Raw genomic sequence first — 437 nt, 5'->3', positions numbered from 1 at the left:
TAAGTACTGACTGTTCCAGCAGCCATCCGCCAGGCTGGTCTGCCTTTTCCCGAATACGGCTTTCAGTTCAGACAGCTTCCATTGGCGGATCTGCCATTTGTCTTTACCGACCGCATCGAGGTACATGTGCTCGAAGGTGAAGACCATGTTTAATTCATGGCGGTCTTCGTGAGTATAGAGGCGCGCCTGGTCCGTGGTGACGGAGACCATCTCTCCGACTGTGATGAAATCCCGATGGCTCAGGATGCGCCGGTTCATTTCCTGGAGATATTCGTGGACGTGCGGGCCGTTGGCAAAGTAAGGTGTAGCCAGAGAGGGGCCATCCTCGGGCATATCCGGAAGCTCCGCGACCTTGGAGATGTAGTTGATTACATCCATACGGAAGCCGTCGATTCCTTTATCCGTCCAGAACTTCATGATGCGGTACACCTCTTCCC

At 54.0% G+C, this 437-nt stretch carries 1 protein-coding gene; it reads right to left on the bottom strand.

The features are described from left to right. Window positions 1–429, bottom strand: a 429-nt coding sequence (locus tag NE473_RS30255) for an alpha-amylase family glycosyl hydrolase (RefSeq protein ID WP_256265565.1), incomplete at its 3' end; no start/stop codon positions are given. Window positions 430–437 lie beyond the last annotated feature (8 nt).

Origin of the sequence: Hungatella sp. SL.1.14 (genome assembly GCF_024460495.1) — a bacterium.
Taxonomy (GTDB): domain Bacteria; phylum Bacillota; class Clostridia; order Lachnospirales; family Lachnospiraceae; genus Hungatella; species Hungatella hathewayi.
Note: the sequence above shows the minus strand (reverse complement) of the source record. Positions and strands in the feature narration are given on the sequence as shown.